General features: G+C 68.8%; 13 protein-coding genes. 3 read left to right on the top strand and 10 right to left on the bottom strand.

What is annotated here, in order from left to right; all coding sequences use genetic code 11:
* Window positions 1-3 precede the first annotated feature (3 nt).
* The 3 genes from ACZ5IK_RS18410 to rpmE form a co-directional block, all read right to left on the bottom strand.
* On the bottom strand, window positions 4-381 hold the full coding sequence (locus tag ACZ5IK_RS18410; protein WP_465488758.1) for an SCO4402 family protein: 378 nt from the start codon (window positions 379-381) through the stop codon (window positions 4-6).
* Window positions 382-387: 6 nt separating this feature from the next.
* The gene (gene prfA / locus ACZ5IK_RS18405) at window positions 388-1,458 is read right to left on the bottom strand and encodes a peptide chain release factor 1 (RefSeq protein WP_465488757.1); all 1,071 of its coding nucleotides are present in this window, start codon (window positions 1,456-1,458) and stop codon (window positions 388-390) included.
* Window positions 1,459-1,553: 95 nt separating this feature from the next.
* Entirely contained in the window at window positions 1,554-1,781 is a 228-nt protein-coding gene (rpmE, locus tag ACZ5IK_RS18400; RefSeq protein WP_101610263.1) for a 50S ribosomal protein L31, read from the bottom strand.
* 223 nt (window positions 1,782-2,004) lie between these two features.
* Here rpmE and ACZ5IK_RS18395 point away from each other — a divergent pair, with 223 nt between their 5' ends.
* Window positions 2,005-2,541 (top strand): CHAP domain-containing protein, encoded by a 537-nt coding sequence (locus ACZ5IK_RS18395; protein WP_465488756.1) that lies wholly within the window; start codon window positions 2,005-2,007, stop codon window positions 2,539-2,541.
* A gap of 41 nt (window positions 2,542-2,582) precedes the next feature.
* Here ACZ5IK_RS18395 and ACZ5IK_RS18390 read toward each other — a convergent pair whose 3' ends face one another.
* The 7 genes from ACZ5IK_RS18390 to argS all read right to left on the bottom strand — a co-directional run bounded on the left by ACZ5IK_RS18390 (window position 2,583) and on the right by argS (window position 12,058).
* Complete coding sequence (locus tag ACZ5IK_RS18390) at window positions 2,583-3,113, bottom strand: AAA family ATPase (protein WP_465488755.1); 531 nt, start codon at window positions 3,111-3,113, stop codon at window positions 2,583-2,585.
* Between the two features lie 91 nt (window positions 3,114-3,204).
* Window positions 3,205-5,280, bottom strand: coding sequence for a transcription termination factor Rho (rho, locus tag ACZ5IK_RS18385; RefSeq protein ID WP_465488754.1), 2,076 nt, complete (start codon window positions 5,278-5,280; stop codon window positions 3,205-3,207).
* 435 nt (window positions 5,281-5,715) lie between these two features.
* Complete coding sequence (gene thrB, locus ACZ5IK_RS18380; RefSeq protein WP_465488753.1) at window positions 5,716-6,597, bottom strand: homoserine kinase; 882 nt, start codon at window positions 6,595-6,597, stop codon at window positions 5,716-5,718.
* The gene (thrC, locus tag ACZ5IK_RS18375) at window positions 6,594-7,655 is read right to left on the bottom strand and encodes a threonine synthase (RefSeq protein WP_465488752.1); all 1,062 of its coding nucleotides are present in this window, start codon (window positions 7,653-7,655) and stop codon (window positions 6,594-6,596) included. Before thrC ends, thrB begins: the two co-directional genes overlap by 4 nt.
* Window positions 7,652-8,962 (bottom strand): homoserine dehydrogenase, encoded by a 1,311-nt coding sequence (locus ACZ5IK_RS18370; protein ID WP_101610269.1) that lies wholly within the window; start codon window positions 8,960-8,962, stop codon window positions 7,652-7,654. Before ACZ5IK_RS18370 ends, thrC begins: the two co-directional genes overlap by 4 nt.
* A 3-nt stretch (window positions 8,963-8,965) precedes the next feature.
* Window positions 8,966-10,399 (bottom strand): diaminopimelate decarboxylase, encoded by a 1,434-nt coding sequence (gene lysA, locus ACZ5IK_RS18365; RefSeq protein ID WP_465488751.1) that lies wholly within the window; start codon window positions 10,397-10,399, stop codon window positions 8,966-8,968.
* A 3-nt stretch (window positions 10,400-10,402) separates the two neighbouring features.
* Entirely contained in the window at window positions 10,403-12,058 is a 1,656-nt protein-coding gene (gene argS, locus ACZ5IK_RS18360; protein WP_101610271.1) for an arginine--tRNA ligase, read from the bottom strand.
* Between the two features lie 203 nt (window positions 12,059-12,261).
* Between argS and ACZ5IK_RS18355 the strand changes: the two genes are divergently transcribed.
* Together ACZ5IK_RS18355 and ACZ5IK_RS18350 are read left to right on the top strand one after the other, a co-directional pair.
* Entirely contained in the window at window positions 12,262-13,059 is a 798-nt protein-coding gene (locus ACZ5IK_RS18355) for a DUF3105 domain-containing protein (protein ID WP_465488980.1), read from the top strand.
* Between the two features lie 13 nt (window positions 13,060-13,072).
* Window positions 13,073-13,789, top strand: a complete 717-nt coding sequence (locus tag ACZ5IK_RS18350) for a DUF305 domain-containing protein (RefSeq protein WP_465488750.1) — start codon at window positions 13,073-13,075, stop codon at window positions 13,787-13,789.
* The last annotated feature ends 312 nt before the right edge of the window (window positions 13,790-14,101 follow it).

The following is a 14,101-nucleotide window of genomic DNA, read 5'->3' as shown; positions in this document are numbered from 1 at the left end:
CGGCTACCGGGTTTCCGAGAGGACCGCCAAGGCGTCCTTGGCCGCGGCCACCACCTGCGGCCATTCGGCCGTGTTCAAGTACTCCTCGTCCGACAGCTCCGTGCCCAGCTTGCCGAAGAGGTTCTCCAAAGCGTCGTTCAGCGGACCGAAGACCGCCACCTCGCGCTCGCCACGCAGAATGTCACCGATGGCGTCTTCCGGCGCTTCGAGCATTCGGACATCGTCCAGTGCGTTCAGCTGCATCGTGAAGTTGTCCAGGCGCGCGGGCCAGCTCTCTGCCCGGACCCACTCTCGCCATTGGTAATCGACGTCCGAGAAAGCCTCGACCGCTTCGATGACCATCGTCCGCATCGCCGGGTACGCGACACCGTCGTCCGGCATCGGCTGTCAGCCCGCGTGGGCGGCGAGCCGCTCTTCGCGGTCCGCGGTGATGAGCGCGTTCAGCACGCCGTCGAGGTCGCCGTCGAGGACCTGGTCCAGGTTGTACGCCTTGTAGTTCACCCGGTGGTCGGCGATGCGGTTCTCGGCGAAGTTGTAGGTGCGGACCCGCTCGGAGCGGTCGACGGTGCGGACCTGCGAGCGACGCGCGTCCGACGCCTTCGCGGCGGCCTCCTCCTCGGCGATCGCCTGGAGGCGGGCCTGCAGCACCTGCAGGGCACGGGCGCGGTTCTGGATCTGCGACTTCTCGTTCTGGCACGAGACGACCACACCGGTCGGAAGGTGCGTGATGCGCACGGCCGAGTCGGTCGTGTTCACGCTCTGGCCGCCGGGGCCGGACGAGCGGTAGACGTCGATCCGCAGGTCGTTCGGGTCGATCTCGACCTCGACGTCCTCGGGTTCGGGGTAGATGAGCACGCCGGACGCGGAGGTGTGGATACGACCCTGGGATTCGGTGGCGGGCACGCGCTGCACGCGGTGCACCCCGCCCTCGAACTTCAGGCGCGCCCAGACACCGTCGACGTCGGCCGAACGGCTCTTGATGGACACGGTGACGTCCTTGAAACCGCCGAGGTCCGAGTCGACCGAGTCGAGCACCTCGGCCTTCCAGCCGTGACGCTCGGCGTAGCGCAGGTACATGCGCAGCAGGTCGCCGGCGAACAGCGCCGACTCCTCGCCGCCTTCACCCGATTTGATCTCCATGACCACGTCGGAACCGTCGTACGGGTCGCGCGGCAGGAGCAGTTCGGTGAGCTTGGACTCGAGTACGGGGATCTTGGCGGAGATCTCCTCGGCCTCGGCCGCGAAGGACGAGTCTTCGGACACCAGTTCCTTCGCCGTCTCGAGGTCGTCGCGAGCGGTGTCGAGTTCACGGACCGTCTTGACGACCGGGCTCAGCTCCGCGTAGCGGCGGCCGAGCTTGCGTGCGCGCGCCTGGTCGGCGTGCACGGCCGGGTCGGCCAGCTGTTCTTCCAGCTGGGCGTGCTCTTCGAGCAGACCCTTCAGCGAACTCGAATCCACCACTCCACCTTTCAACGGCCCGGGACAAAACCATGGCTGGGACACCAAAGAAAACGGCGCCTACCCGGACATGCGGGTAGGCGCCGTCGTTCAAGCTACTTGGCGTCTTCGGCCTTCTTGCGCTTGCCGTAGCGAGCCTCGAAGCGCGCGACGCGGCCGCCGGTGTCCATGAGCTTCTGCTTGCCGGTGTAGAACGGGTGGCAGTTCGAGCAGATCTCGACGTGGAGGTTGCCGGAGGTCTTGGTGCTGCGCGTGGTGAATTCGTTGCCGCAGTCGCAGTTGACGTGCGTGACAACGTAGTCGGGGTGAATACCGCTCTTCATGGTGTCCTCTCTCGTTGGCCCCGGGTCCCCGTGGCGGGGTGAACCGGTGCCGGACTTCAGCGGATGATTTTGCCAGATGCGCTGGCAGTGGGGTTAACGCACCCCTCACTCGGCATATTCCACCACGTTGAGTAATCAACTATCGACGCCGAGTTGTACGAAATTTGTACCCGATCACGGGATCGTCCTTCTGTTGGAAAATACTCCACGGGAGGTTTGCATCATGCGCACAATCCTCGCCAAGGTGGCGAAGCCCGCGTCCGTCGCGGCGCTGGCCATCGCGGCCTTCGCCATGGCTCCGGTCGCTGGAGCCGCTCCGGAAGCGGGCGCCACCATCACCGCCGCCGACATCAACCCCGCGGCGGGCACCTTCACCACGGTGCCCGAGGGCGACCTCGCGATCCAGGGCGCCGGTGACGGCACGCCGGCCGGTGCCGTCCAGTGGTTCAAGAACAAAGCCGGCTCCACCGCGTACCAGGGCCTCTGTGAGAAGGCCGTCGAGAACGCGTACGGGACCACCGGCGTCTGGGCCTCGGCCAACGCGCACTGGAACGGCGCGAGCCCGAAGCACACGACCGGGACGCCGCCGAAGGGCTCCTTTGTGTACTGGAACATCAGCCAGTGGGGCCACGTCGGCATCGCCGACGGCTCCGGCGGGATCTACGCCTCCAGCATCGGCGGCAAGATCGGCCACGCGTCGAGCGTGAACTACTTCAACAACTACCGCGGCTGGACCCCCGCGGCCGTCCCGCACCGCTGAGCCCTCGTTCTCGTGAGTGGTAAGGGCGGTTCTAACCGTCCTTACCACTCACGAGACGCGAGCCAGCGCCTTGTAGCGCGCGGCGAGGTCAGCCGCACCACCGGCATCCCGGGATCCGCCTCCCAGGCGCGAATGATCCGCCGCTTGCGGGCGAAGGACCGGAAGTGCCACACGATGATCGAGTCGCCGGAGAAGATCCCGCGCGGTGTTTCGAGGTTGCCGTTGCAGATCCGGCGACGGGTGACGCACCGCACCACCGTCCGACGCACCAGACGGCTCAGCGAAACCCAGCGCGGATAGTCCAGCGCCACGATCAGCTCGGCCCTGGGCTGTGCGATGTCGCGCCATTTGGAGAACATGCCGTCAATGACCCACCGGTCTCCCGCGACCAGCGCGGTGATCCGGCGCCGTTGCTCGTCGTCGGGGACGGGCACCCAGCCCGGCTGCCACGCGAGGTCGTCGTCGACCGAGTGGTACGGCGACCCGGTCCGCTCGGCCAACTTCCGGGCCAGCGTCGACTTGCCCGAACCGGTGACGCCGTAGACGACGATCCGCCCTGGTCCCGAAGCCACGACATCCTCCCTGCGCCTCAAGTACATGAAGGCCCCCTTCCTTGCGCTGGACGCAAGGAAGGGGGCCTTCATGTACTTACCAGACCGAAACTCAGTCGTCGTCGTTCGAGCCGAGGGCCGTCTTCGAGACCTGCATGAGGAACTCGAGGTTGGTCTTCGTCTTGCGCAGACGCGAGATCAGCAGGTCGATGGCCTGCTGCGAGTCCAGCGCGTGCAGCACCCGGTGCAGCTTGTGGGTGACCGCGAGCTCGTCCGGCGAAAGCAGCAGATCTTCCTTGCGGGTACCGGACGGGTTGATGTCCACCGCGGGGAAGACGCGCCGCTCGGCGATCTTCCGGTCGAGCTTGAGGTCCGCGTTCGCGGTGCCCTTGAACTCCTCGAAGATGACCGTGTCACCGGTGGATCCGGTCTCGACCATCGTCGTGGCGAAGATCGTGAGCGAACCGCCGTTCTCGATGTTGCGCGCCGCGCCGAGGAAACGCTTCGGCGGGAAGAGCGCGGTCGAGTCGACACCACCGGAGAGGATCCGGCCGGACGCCGGGGCCGCGAGGTTGTACGCACGGCCGAGGCGGGTGATCGAGTCGAGCAGCACGACGACGTCGTGGCCCATCTCGACGAGCCGCTTCGCCCGCTCGATGGCCAGCTCCGCGACCGACGTGTGGTCGGACGGCGGACGGTCGAAGGTCGAGGCGATGACCTCGCCCTTCACCGAACGCTGCATGTCGGTGACCTCTTCAGGACGCTCGTCCACGAGCACGACCATCAGGTGGCACTCGGGGTTGTTCGTCGAGATCGCGTTCGCGATGTCCTGCATGATCGTCGTCTTGCCGGCCTTGGGCGGCGACACGATCAGGGCACGCTGTCCCTTGCCGACCGGCATCACCAGGTCGATGACGCGGGTGGTGAGCTTGTGCGACTCGGTCTCGAGGCGCAGCCGCTCGTTCGGGTACAGCGGGGTCAGCTTGGTGAACTCCGGACGACGCTTGGCCTCGTCCGGCTCCAGGCCGTTGATCGAGTCGACGCGCACCAGCGGGTTGAACTTCTGCCGCTGCTGCTCGCCGTCACGCGGCTGGCGCACGACACCGGTGAGGGCGTCACCGCGGCGCAGGCCGTACTTGCGGACCAGCGACAGCGAGACGTACACGTCGTTCGGCCCGGCGAGGTAGCCCGAGGTACGCACGAACGCGTAGTTGTCGAGCACGTCCAGGATGCCCGCGACGGGCAGCAGGACGTCGTCCTCGCGGATCTCGGTGTCGGGCGAACCGCCCTGTTCACGGCCACCGCCGGCACCCCGGCGGCGACGGTCGCGGAAGCGACGGCCGCGACGGCCGCCTTCCTCGTCGTCGTCACCCTGCGGGCCCTGCTGGCCCTGACGCTGGCTGTTGTCCTGGCCACCGCCCTGCTGATTGCGCTGGCGGCTGTCCTGGCCGCGGCTGTCGCGGTTGCCGTCACGACCGCCGTCACGGTTGCCCTGACGGTTACCGCCCTGCTCACCGCGGTCGCCACGCTCGTTGCGGTCGCCGCGGTCACGCTGTTCGCCGCGGTCACGCTGTTCGCCGCGGTCACGCTGTTCGCCACGGTCACCACGGTCCCCGCGGTCACGCTGCTCACCGCGATCACGCTGCTGGCCACCCTGTTCGGGCGAACCCGCGGCGCGGTTGGAGCCACGACGACGACGGCTGCGGCCGCCCTCTTCCTGCTGCGACTGGCCGTCCTGCGGCCCGTTCTCCTGCTGCGCGGGCCGCTCGGCGGCGGGCGCGGAGCCGTTCTCCGAGACTTTTTCGGCCTTCTCGGCGCGCGGGGCTTCGGCCGGGGCGGCTTCCGCCTTCGGCGCTTCGGCCTTCGGGGCCTCCTGCTTCGGGGCCTCCGTCTTGGGCGCTTCGGCCTTGGGAGCCTTGCGTGGTGCATCGATCCCCTCGAGCGGAAGCGTTTCGCTCGCCGCGGCGGGGGTCTTGCGCTTGGTCTTGCCCTGGCGCTCACGGATGGCCGCGATCAGGTCGCCCTTACGCATACCCGTGGTCTCGCCGATGCCAAGGTCCCCAGCGATCGAGCGCAGTTCGGCGACGGTCTTGCCGGTCAATCCGCCGACCGTGCGCTTGGGAGCGACGGCGCCGTTCGACTCGGCGGCGCCACCTTCGACGTCGCTCAAAAGATCGGTGTTGCTCACAAATGTCCTTCCTGACCGATCCACGCCTCCAGGTGGATCAGCGGACCGCCGTTCGCGTCCGATTGCGAAACGGCGTATCTGGCCCCCGATACGGGCGATCAGCTCCTCGGCCGTGTTGAACACAGCTAGAAGGCCTCCAGCACAGGGATTTGCGTCCTCCAAATGGAGGAAGCGGAATTCGGCACCGCCGAAACCGGGAACCCGCCTGCGTCGACCTGCCAGCCCCCGCTTGCCAGGCTGTGCTGTTGCCGGACTCTGTGCGGGACTGGCGGATCAACTAAGGATGCGGGCCAAGGATGACACTGGTCACCTGGACCGGCACCGGGTGCGGAAACGCACGGTGATCGAACGCCCCCGAGGGTAGACCGCGCCACGGCCGGGTGCAACAACCACCCCCCGCGTGGCGGGATGGGGCTCCGGCATGTGACCGAGGCTTTACTGGGCCGCAACCTGAACGCCGCCCGGATCGATCGGCAGCTCGGTGACGTCGAAAGATGTAACGTCCACGCCCGCCGGGAGTATTCCCCCGGTGGTCAGCGCGAGCACGCTCGGACCGGCTCCGGAGATGGCCGCGGCCACCCCTTCGGCCCTCAGCGCGCGCACCAGTTCGCTGCTCGCCGGGTACGCGGGCGCCCGGTAATGCTGGTGAAGCCGATCTTCGGTCGCGGAGAGCAACAGGTCAGGGCGCGAGGTGAGCGCGTGGACCGCGAGCGCCGCGCGGCCCGCCGTGAACGCCGCGTCGGCGTGCGGGACCTGGGCGGGAAGCAGGCCGCGCGTCGCGTCGGTGGAGGACCGCAGGGCCGGGATGGCGACCACGGGCCGGATGTCGTGATGCGGCTGGAGTCGTTCGGCGAGGAACCGCATCCCCTCGTTCCAGGCCACCACGAAGCCGCCCAGGAGGCTCGCCGCCGCGTTGTCGGCGTGCCCTTCGAACTCGGCCGCCAATTGCAGCGCGTCGTCGTCCAGGGCCTTCTCAGCCAGCGCGTACGCCGCCGCGACGCCGGTCACGACGGCGGCCGCGGACGAGCCGAGGCCGCGGGCGTGCGGGATGGCGTTGAAGCAGCGCAGGTGCAGGCCAGGCACCCGGACGTCCAGGTGCTCGCAGGCCCGCCGGAAAGCCCGGACGACCAGGTGCGATTCGTCGGTCGGGACGTCGTCCACGCCGCCGGCGCCCGCGTCGATCACCTCGATCTTGAGCCCGTGGTCGGTGATCTGGAGTTCGACCCGGTCGTACAACGCCAGCGCCAGGCCCAGCGTGTCGAACCCCGGGCCGAGGTTCGCCGAAGACGCCGGGACCTTGACCTTGAGCAGCGTCATCGCAGGTCCAGCGCGGCGGCGACGGCGGTCGGGTCGACGGCGAGCGGTTCGACCTCGACGTTGCCCTCCAGCGCCGTCGCCGGGTCCTTCAGGCCGTGGCCGGTGACGGTGCAGACGACGGTCGAGCCCTTCGGCAAGCGCCCGTCGGCGGCCGTCGCGAGCAGGCCGGCGACGCTGGTCGCCGAGGCGGGCTCGACGAACACGCCCTCCTTGCTGGCGAGCAGCCGGTACGCCTCGAGGATCTTCTCGTCGGTGATGGCCTCGAACAGCCCGGCGGAGGCGTTCTTCGCCTTCATCGCGCCGTCCCAGGACGCGGGGCTGCCGATGCGGATCGCGGTCGCGATGGTGTCCGGGTCGGCCACCGGCTCGCCGTGCACGAGCGGTGCGGCGCCCGCCGCCTGGAAGCCGAACATCCGCGGGGTGTTCTTCACCACACCGTCGCCCGCGTACTCCGAATATCCCGCCCAGTAGGCGGTGATGTTGCCCGCGTTGCCGACCGGCAGGCAGTGGATGTCCGGCGCCTTGCCGAGGACGTCGCAGATCTCGAACGCGGCCGACTTCTGGCCCGCGATGCGCACCGGGTTGACCGAGTTGACCAAGGTCACCGGGTAGTCGATCGCGGTCTTCTGCGCCAGCTCGAGGCAGTCGTCGAAGTTGCCGTCCACCTGCAGGATCCGCGCGCCGTGCAGGACGGCCTGGGCGAGTTTGCCCATCGCGATCTTGCCCTGCGGGACCAGCACCGCGCAGGTGAGCCCGGCGCGGGCCGCGTAGGCCGCGGCCGACGCCGAGGTGTTGCCGGTGGAGGCGCAGATGACCGCCTGGAGCCCGCTGGCGAGCGCGTGCGTGATGGCGACGGTCATCCCGCGGTCCTTGAACGACCCGGTCGGGTTCACGCCCTCGACCTTGAGGTAGACCTCGCAGCCGGTCAGTTCCGAGAGGTGCGGCGCGGGCAGCAACGGGGTGTTGCCCTCGCCGAGGGTGATCACCTTCGCGCCGGCCGGGACCGGGATCCGGTCGGGGTAGGCCTGGATGATCCCTGGCCATGGTTGGGGAATCACTGGTCTTCGCCTTCCACACGCATCACACTGACGACCTGGTTCACCACATCGAGTTTGGCGATGTCGTCCACAGTGGACTTCAAGGCCGCGTCCGGCGCCAGGTGGGTGACCACGACCAGGCTGGCCGTGTCGTTGGCGTCGCGCTGCCGCACCGCGGCGATGCTGACGCCGTGCCCGGCGAACGCCTGGGCCACCTGGGCGAGCACGCCCGCTCGATCGGCCACGTCGAGACTGACGTGGTACCGCGTCGGCGTCTGGCCCATCGGCCTGACCGGGAGCGCGGCGTGCGCGGATTCGCGCGGGCCACGGCCGCCGACGACCCGGTTTCGAGCCACCGCGACGAGGTCGCCGAGCACGGCACTCGCGGTCGGCGCGCCACCGGCGCCCTGACCGTAGAACATGAGCTCACCGGCGGCGTCGGCCTCGACGTAGACGGCGTTGTACGCGCCGCCGACCCCGGCGAGCTGGTGCCCGCGCGGGATCATCACCGGATGCACGCGCGCCGAAACGGATTCGGCGCCGTCGTCGGAGGTGACGCGCTCGCAGATGGCGAGCAGTTTCACCGTGCGCCCCAGCACCTTCGCCGCGGCGAGGTCCGACGCGGTGACGTCGGCGATGCCCTCACGGTGCACCTCGGACGCCGTGACGCGGGTGTGAAACGCGAGCGAGGCGAGGATCGCGGCCTTGGACGCCGCGTCGTAGCCGTCGACGTCGGCCGTCGGGTCCGCCTCGGCGTATCCGAGCCTGCTGGCCTCTTCCAGGGTTTCCGCGTAGCCCGCGCCGGTGGAGTCCATCGCGGAGAGGATGAAGTTGGTGGTGCCGTTGACGATGCCCATCACGCGGGTGATGCGGTCACCCGCCATCGATTCGCGCAGCGGGCGCAGCAACGGGATCGCCCCGGCCACGGCCGCTTCGAAGTAGAGGTCCACACCGGACGCGTCGGCGGCCTCGAACAGCTCCGCGGAATGCTCGGCCATCAGCGCTTTGTTCGCCGTGACAACGGATTTCCCGGCCTTGAGCGCGTCGAGCAGCCACTCCCGCACCGGCTCGATCCCGCCGACCAGTTCGACGACGACGTCGACATCGTCGGAGGTGACGAGCTTCGTCACGTCGGAGGTCACCAGCTCCGGCGGCAGTTCGGGGTGCTTGTCGGGGCGCCGCACGGCGATGCCCGCGAGCTCCACCCTGGCGCCCGCCCTGGCGGCGAGCTCCTCGGCCTGCTCGGTGAGCAGGCGGACGACCTCACCGCCGACCGTCCCGCAGCCGAGCAGGGCGACCCTGATCACGCGTCCGTCCACAGTAGACACTTGCTAGACCTCCAGGCGCAGCATGTCGTCCGTCGTCTCCCGCCGCAGCAGCACACGGGCGCTGCCGTTGCGCACGGCCACCACCGCGGGCCGCGGCTGCCGGTTGTACCCGCTGGCCATCGAGTAGCAATACGCCCCGGTGGCCGCCACGGCGAGCAGGTCGCCGGGAGCAAGAGTGTCGGGGAGCCAGCAGTCCCGGACGACGATGTCGCCGGACTCACAGTGTTTTCCCACGACCCGGGACAGCGCGGCGGCGACCTGGCCGTCCCCGTCGTCGTCGGAAGTGCGGGAAACGAGACGGCAGTCGTACACCGCGTCGTAGAGCGCGGTGCGGATGTTGTCGCTCATGCCGCCGTCGACGCTGACGTAGCGCCGGGCGGCCTTGTCGCCGAGCGACACGTCCTTGATGGTGCCGACCTCGTAGAGCGTGATCGTGCCGGGACCGGCGATGGCCCGGCCCGGCTCGCCCGCGATCTTCGGCACGGGAAGGCCCGCGTACTCGCATTCCTTGCGGACGATCTCGCGGATCTGCGTGATCATCTGCGCGGGCGGGGGCGGGTTGTCCTTGTCGGTGTAGGCGATACCGAAACCGCCGCCGAGGTCGACGATCGACAGCTGGTCGAGCAGATCGTTGCCGTGTTCCTTGGCGAGTTCGGCCAGCAGGCCGACCACGCGGCGGGCGGCGACCTCGAAGCCGTCGGCGTCGAAGATCTGCGAACCGATGTGGCTGTGCAGGCCGATCAGCTTGAGCGACGGCGCGTTGAGCACCCGGCGCACGGCTTCGGCCGCGTCACCGGAAGCCAGCGAGAAACCGAACTTCTGGTCCTCGTGCGCGGTCGCGATGAATTCGTGGGTGTGCGCCTCGACGCCGACGGTGACCCGGATGAGCACGTTCTGCGTGATGTCGTGCCGGGCAGCGACATCCGCCAACCGCGCGATCTCGTAGTAGGAGTCGACCACGACCGTGCCGACGCCAGCCTCGACGGCGGCTTCGAGTTCGGGAAGGGATTTGTTGTTGCCGTGGAAGGTGATCCGCTCGGCCGGGAAGTCCGCGCGCTGCGCGACGGCGAGTTCGCCGCCGCTGCAGACGTCCAGGCTCAGTCCCTGCTCGGCCACCCAGCGGGCGATCTCGATGGACAGGAACGCCTTGGACGCGTAGTGCACGAGTGCCGGGTCGTCGAACGCCTCGGCGTAGTCGGCGCAGCGGGACTTGAAGTCGGCCTCGTCGACGACGAACAGCGGCGTGCCGTACTTCTCGGCGAGTTCGCGGACGTCGACGCCCGCGATGCGCACGACACCGTCTCCACCTCGGAAGGTGTTACGGGGCCAGACCTTCGGGTACAGCCTGTCGAGTTCTTCGGGACTCGACGGCGGGAAACCGGAGGCGTCGGCGTGGGGGTAGACGTCGGCGTGGCGGGGGCCCGCGGGGTGAGCCATCGATTACATCCGTTCCGGAGCAGAGACACCGAGCACCGTGAGGCCGTTCGCCAGCACCTGGCGGGTCGCCTCGCAGAGCGCGAGCCGGGAAAACGTGAGGGGGGTGGTCTCCTCGTCGCCCTTCGGGAGAACCCGGCCGACGGCGTTCCACTTGTGGTAGGCGCCGGCGAGTTCTTCGAGGTACCGGGCGACGCGGTGCGGTTCGCGCAGCTGCGCCGCCCGGCGGAGGACGGTCGGGAATTCGCCGAGTGTGCGGATGAGATCGCCCTCGGCGGGCAGCGTGAGCAGACCGAAGTCGACATCGCCATCGGTTTTGAGGCCGAGGTCGGAAGCGTTGCGCTGCAAGGAGGCCAGCCGCGCGTGGGCGTACTGGACGTAGTAGACCGGGTTGTCGTTGGAGTGCTTGCGCAGCAGGTCGAGGTCGATGTCCAAAGTGGAGTCGACCGAGTAGCGGATCAGCTCGTAGCGGGCCGCGTCGACCCCGACGGTGCCGACCAGGTCCTCCATGGTGATCACGGTGCCCGCGCGTTTGCTCATCCGGACGGGTTTGCCGTCGGAGACCAGGTTGACCATCTGGCCGATCAGGACCTCGACCACGGCCGGGTCGTCGCCGAAGGCGGCCGCGGCGGCCTTGAGGCGGGCGATGTACCCGTGGTGGTCCGCGCCGAGCATGTAGATGCAGAGGTCGAAACCGCGCTTGCGCTTGTCCTGGAAGTAGGCGAGGTCACCGGCGATGTAGGCCGGGTTGCCGTCCTTCTTGATGACGACGCGATCCTTGTCGTCACCGTGTTCCTTGGACTTCAGCCACCAGGCACCGTCCTCGAAGTACAGGTTCCCGGAGTCCTTCAGCCGCTGGACCGACGACCCGACGGCGCCGGACTCGTGCAGCGAGTTCTCGTGGAAGTAGACGTCGAAGTCGGTGCCGAAGTCGTGCAGGCTCTGCTTGATCTCGGTGAACATCAGCTCGATGCCCACCCGGCGGAAGGTCTCCGCGCGCTCGTCGTCCGGCAGCGACAGCGCGCTCGGCTCCTGGCGGATGACCTCGGCGGCGATGTCGTTGATGTAGCCGCCCGCGTAGCCGTCTTCCGGGGCGGGCTCGCCCTTGGCGGCGGCGACCAGGGACCGGACGAAGCGGTCGATCTGCGCGCCGTGGTCGTTGAAGTAGTACTCCCGGGTGACCAGGCCGCCCTGCGCGGACAGCACGCGGCCCAGCGCGTCGCCGACCGCGGCCCAGCGGGTGCCGCCGAGGTGGATCGGGCCGGTCGGGTTCGCCGAGACGAACTCGAGGTTGATCTTGAGCCCGGCCAGCTCGTCGCCGAGGCCGAACCGCTCACCGGCGTCGAGGACCTGCTGAACGATCTGGCCCTGCGCGTCGGCGGCGAGCCGGAGGTTGAGGAAGCCCGGCCCGGCGACCTCGGCCGAGTCGATACCGTCGGCCGCGGCGAGGGCCTCGGCCAGCGCGTCGGCGAAGTCGCGGGGCTTCATGCCCGCCTTCTTGGCCACCTGCAGCGCCAGGTTGGTCGCGTAATCGCCGTGCTCGGGGTTGCGGGGACGTTCGATCGTCACCTTCTCCGGCAGCACGGAATCGTCGAGGCCGCGCGCGGTGAGAACCTGCACGGCTGAGTTACGGACCAGGTCGGCGAGAGCTGCGGGAGTCACTCGCGGAATTCTAGGTGTGACCTGGTCCGGGCTTCGCAGCGACCGCCGGAAGGTGTGAGCCAAGCCGGTGATCTTCCGGCTGTTCACGGTGATCAGACGCGCGGTCTCTACACTGGCCCGCGCAGGGACCACCCCCTTTGGAGAACGCAGGAGCCATGGCTAACGGGACAACCAGAAAAAAGGGCGCGTCGTCGAAGAACGCCATGAAGGCAGCCCGTAGTTCCGTCGTGTCCAAGAAGGGCACGCCCTGGGGCACGATCATCGCGGTCGTCGCGATCGTCGCCTTGGCGGCCTCGGTGGTCACCTACTACATGGTCGCCTCGGCGCCGAAGCGCGAGCAGAAGACCCGCGAAGAGACCGCGGCCGCCTTCGCGCCTTCGCAGCAGGACCCGGATCCCTCCAAGCGGATCAACGGCGTGACCACCACGACGTACGAGGGCAGTGTCCACGTCACGGCCGCCGAGCGCGTCGCCTACGACAAGACCCCGCCCTACGGTGGCCCGCACGACCAGGCCTGGGCCGCGTGCAATGGCGTCGTCTACGACCGCGCGGTGCGGAACGAGAACATGGTCCACGGCCTCGAGCACGGCGCGGTCTGGATCGCCTACAACCCGGCGCAGATCTCGGGCGAGGCGCTCGAGCTGCTGCGGGTCCGCGTCGAGGGCAAGCCGTACACCACGATGTCGCCGTACCCGAACCTCGACAAGCCGATCTCGGTGCAGTCCTGGGGCCACCAGCTGAAGCTGGACAGCGCCTCCGACGAGCGGATCGACCAGTTCATCGCGGCGCTGCGCACCAACCCGTACGGCGCGTACCCCGAGCGTGACGCCACCTGCGACGCGCAGATCGAGCCGGGCGAGTTCGACGCGACCCCGCCGGGGCCGGACGCGAAGCCGATGGACTACAAGGGCACCGCGGGCACCCAGCAGGACGGGCAGCCCGGCGCCGGCCAGCCGTCGCAGCCCCCGGCCACCCAGCCGTCGGCACCCGCGAGCAAGTAGGTAAGTGAGCCGGATGGATCCCGATCTCCAGTACGTCGACGAACCCGGCGACGAGGTACCGCGCTCCGCCAAGAGCCGGTGGCTGGTGATCGGGGCCACCCTGGTCGTCATGCTGATCGTGGGCTTCGGCCTCGGCGCCTTGACGACCAGGTTGATCGACTCCGATCCGGAGCCGACGACCCCGGGTGCGGGCTCGGTCGAGGTCGGCTTCGCGCAGGACATGTCGGTGCATCACCTCCAGGCCGTCACGATGGCGGGCTGGGCGCGGGACCACACGGCCGATCCGGCGGTCAAGACCCTCGCGTTCGACATCGAGCGCACGCAGACCGGCCAGGTCGGCCGGATGAAGGGCTGGCTGGGCCTGTGGGGCCAGCCCGAGCAGGCGACCGGCGCCTACATGACCTGGATGACCGAGCCGATGGCCGGCCACTCGGGGCACGGTGGCGCCGACATGAAGCCGTCGAACGGCGCTCCGATGCCGGGGATGGCGACTTCGGCCGAACTGGCCAAACTGCGGTCGCTGACCGGCAAGGAGATGGACGTCTTCTTCCTCCAGCTGATGCTGCGGCATCACATGGGCGGGACGGAGATGGCGCAGTACGGCAACGACCACACGTCCATCGCGGACGTGAAGTCGCTGACGCGGAGCATGCTCGTCTCGCAGGGCGCCGAGATGAACCTGATGAAGGGCCTGCTCCAGGAGCGCGGCGGCTCCCCGCTCCCCGCCTGACGCTTCCCCTCTTACGCGTTTCGTCCTCTAGTTGCGGTAGTTGGCTTCACGAACTACCGCAACTAGAGGACGAAACGCGTTGTGGGGGCGGCGCGGTGGGGCGGCCGGGGTCGCGCCGGGGGTCGATCTGGACCGGCCGACGAGGGCCACCCCCATCGACGATGAAGGAATCGGGACACTCAACGTCCCGATTCCTTCATCGTCGACACCCGGCACACGCTGAACCGTCACCCTCGTACTGGTCAGGTGGTCGTGTGATCCGAGTGTGGAGGATTCGGGACGTTCAACGTCCCGAATCCTCCACACCCGGCC

The organism is Amycolatopsis sp. NPDC031561 (assembly GCF_055580625.1).
This window is presented reverse-complemented; position numbering and strand designations above follow the sequence as displayed.